The following is a 3,294-nucleotide window of genomic DNA, read 5'->3' on the forward strand; positions in this document are numbered from 1 at the left end:
GCGGAGGCGCGTGCCCGGGCCGTACGGGACAGGCGTGCCCGGGCGGCGCGGACGGGGCGGACGCGGGCGGCGCGGTCCGGGCCCGGGCCCCGCCCGCCCCTACTCCGCTGCCCCGGCGTCCCCCACCACGACACACTTCACGAAGCCGGGCTCCCGCTCGGTCATCAGCCGGAACCCGCGGTCGACCTCGTCGAGGCCGACACGATGGGTGATCAGCGGGGCCAGCGTCAGCCGGCGGTCGGCGAGCAGCCCCAGGCCCTCGGACAGGGCCGCGAGGTGGCGGTGGCGCTGCGGTGTGAAGCCGTTGATCAGCGTCACACCGCGGTACCACAGCTCGATGTCGAGTTCGCGCGGACCGCTGTGGTGGTAGCCGCCCACGCACAACGTTCCGTGCGCCGCCGTGAGTCGACCGGCCGTGCGCAGCCCCGCCGCGGCGCCGGTGAACTCCACGACCACGTCGAAGGACTTCTCCGGCGCGTCCTCGGGTGCGCACACCTCGTGCGCGCCCAGCGAGGCGGCCAGCTCGCGTGCGGCGGGCACCGGATCGACGCCGACCAGCAGCGCCGGGGCGTGGGTTGCCGCGGCCTGGAGCGCGATGAGGCCCATGAAGCCGAGCCCCACCACCGCGACCCGCTGCCCGGGGCGCAGGCCGCTGCGCGCGAGGGCCTCCAGCACGCAGGCCACGGGCTCGCCGAGCACCTCGTCGACCGCGACGTTCGCGGGGACGGGCAGCAGCGCGTCCGCCGGCACGTTCACGGCGTCGGCGTAGGCGCCCGAGGCGAACCCGGTGACCCGGTCGCCGACCCGCCAGCCGTACACCCCGGCGCCCAACGCTCCGATCACGCCGGAGAGTTCGTGGCCGAGCCGGGTCGGGGACGTGCCCGTGTGCCCCGTCCACGCGGGCAGCTCGGACGAGCAGAGGCCCGAGACCGCCGTGCGGACGGTGACCTCGCCCGGGCCCGGCGGCACGTCGGGCGCCTCCACCGTCTCGCTCGTACGGGCGGACACCACCTGGGACCAGCGCATGTCAACGGCCTCCTGACCGGACGAGGGACAGAGCGAGGGCGACCGCCCCGCGCACGGGGGCGGCGTCGAGCAGTACGGGTACGGCGCCGGGGACCCGTTCGGCGAGGGCACCGGCGAAGGCGTCGAAAAGGCGGGGCTGCGCGCCGATGACGCCTCCGGCCGCGACGACGGCGTCCGCCCGGGCCCCCCTGGACACGAGGTGGGCCACGAGCCCGGCGAGCGCCCGCCCGCCCTCGTCGATCACGCGGCGTGCGAGCTCGGAGCCGGCCGCGGCGGCCTCGAACACGACGGGCGCGTGGGCGCCCCAGGTCTCCACCCCGCCGTCCCAGCTCATCGCGGCGGCGAGTTCGTCGAGGCCGCTCTGCCCGTAGGAGGCGAGCAGGGCTGGCCCGAGCGGGTCGCCCCCGGCGCCGGGGCCGTGGACGTCGGCCTCGGCGAGGACCGCGCGTGCCGCCTCGCGCACGAGTGCGGAGCCGGAGCCCTCGTCGCCGAGCACCCAGCCCCAGCCGCCGCCCTTCAGGTACGCGCCCGTGGCCGCGTGGCGGCCGACCGCGATCGAGCCGGTGCCGGCGACGACGCCCACGCCGTGCGTGAACCCGGCTGCGGGTACGAGGAGTTCGGCGTCGTTGACCACGGTGACCGGGACGCCCGTGGCCGCCCGCAACGCGGCGGCGAGCCGCTCGCACTGCTCCGGCGTCTCGCAGCCGTGCGCCCCCACCGCGACCGCGGCCACCGCCGGCCCGGGGGCGCCGAGGACGCCGCGGACGCGGGTGTCGAGCCAGGCGGCGGCGTCGGGCAGCGACCTGGTCGCCCACCCGTCGCTGGGCACGGTCCGCTCGCCCCGTGCCGTCCCGTCGCGGGCGCTCGCGAGGGCGATCGTGGTCTTCGTGCCGCCGATGTCGACGCCCACCACGACGGCGTCGCCCACCGGCTCCCCCTTCCCGGGGGCGGTGCCGCGCGCCCGCGTCTTCCCGCCTGCCGGGCCGCTCACGCGAGCGTCTCCTGCGTCTTGGTGTCGTCGCTCTCGAAGACGAACTCCTCGATCTCCACGCCCCGGGCCGCCGCCAGCGACCCGGCGAGGCGCTGCACGACGGCCGTCTCCAGCACCGTGCGCACGGCGAGCGGCACGTCGCCGGGCACCGGCGCCACGAACAGCGCGCCGCCCGGTACGTCCTTCCCCGTCAGCGGCGCGGACGTCACGGCGAGGGTGAGGTGCCCGGCGGCGGCGAGCGTGCGGGCGAGCCGGACCTCCCGTCCGTCGCCGACGACGACGTGCAGGGTGCGGCCCGCCGACTCCATGGCGCCGTGCAGGTAGTTGCGGGTGACCATCGCGGCCGCGGGGACCCGGCACACCTCGCGCAGCAGCAGCGCCCCCTCCTCGGCGACCGAGCGGCCCGCGCCCGCGCCGACGAGGTCCGCGGCGACGACGGACGAGGCGCGCGCCGCGATCTCGTCGACGACGGGGCCGACGGCGCGTTCGTAGCGCTCCAGGCGCTCCCCGATGCCGGCCCATTCGCCGGCGGCGCCGGCGGGCGGCAGCCCGGCGAGGGCGTGCGCGACCAGCGCGAGCCCGACGAGGGTGCCGGTGTAACCGATGGTGGACGCGTAGCTGTCCGGCTCGCTGCCGAGGTCGACGACCCGGCCCGCGAGCGAGGCCAGCGGGGAGGGCGCGGTGTTGACGAGCGCGGCGCTGCGCTCCCGGCCGACGTGCGCGAGCGCGTCGAGCGTCTCCGTGCTGCGGCCGGACTGCGAGACGCCGACGACCAGGTCCGCGTCGTCGGTGGCCGGCCGGGGGCCGAGGTCCCCGGCGAGGGCGCGCCGGGCGGGGACGCCGTGCTCGGCGAGCAGCCGTACGGGCAGGGCGAGCGCGGCGTGGCTCGCGCCGATGCCGACGAACAGGGGCCGCAGCGCGTCGAGGGGCGCGTCGAGCGCGCCGATCCGCTCGGCGACGCGCGCGGTGACACGTTCGAGTGCCGCGGGCTGTGACGCGCGGCCTTCCAGGTAGGGGATGGTCCCTTCGGGCACTACGGACACGGGGGGTTTCCTTTCACGGGCGGACCGCGCACCGCCGGGGCCGCTGCCCCGCGCGATGGCGCGGGTGGGCCGCGGGGGCGGGCGGACGGTCCCGGTGCGTCGGGCGGGCGGTACTGGTCCCAGGTCCAGCCGAGCTGCCTGCGGGCGAGCACGCCGATCGCGTGGCGGCGGTAGCGGGCGGTGCCGCGGACGTCGTCGATGGGGTTGCACGCGCCGGCCACGAGTTCGGCGAAG

Annotated in this window: 3 protein-coding genes and 1 pseudogene; all 4 read right to left on the minus strand. The window is 77.9% G+C overall.

What is annotated here, in order from left to right:
- Positions 1 to 99: 99 nt before the first annotated feature.
- Positions 100 to 1,026 carry an alcohol dehydrogenase catalytic domain-containing protein gene (locus L1885_RS25900; RefSeq protein WP_235799590.1) on the minus strand — a complete coding sequence of 309 codons (927 nt, stop codon included), beginning with the start codon at positions 1,024 to 1,026 and terminating at the stop codon, positions 100 to 102.
- Between the two features lies 1 nt (position 1,027).
- Positions 1,028 to 2,017 (minus strand): N-acetylglucosamine kinase, encoded by a 990-nt coding sequence (locus L1885_RS25905; RefSeq protein WP_308117402.1) that lies wholly within the window; start codon positions 2,015 to 2,017, stop codon positions 1,028 to 1,030.
- Complete coding sequence (locus tag L1885_RS25910; protein ID WP_235799591.1) at positions 2,014 to 3,060, minus strand: SIS domain-containing protein; 1,047 nt, start codon at positions 3,058 to 3,060, stop codon at positions 2,014 to 2,016. The genes L1885_RS25905 and L1885_RS25910 overlap by 4 nt, the downstream gene beginning before the upstream one ends.
- Positions 3,051 to 3,294: pseudogene (locus L1885_RS25915) on the minus strand (hypothetical protein); the annotation flags it as partial. The pseudogene L1885_RS25915 and the gene L1885_RS25910, both read right to left, overlap by 10 nt.

Source organism: Streptomyces fuscigenes, assembly GCF_021556455.1.
In the GTDB taxonomy this organism is placed as follows: domain Bacteria; phylum Actinomycetota; class Actinomycetes; order Streptomycetales; family Streptomycetaceae; genus Streptomyces; species Streptomyces fuscigenes.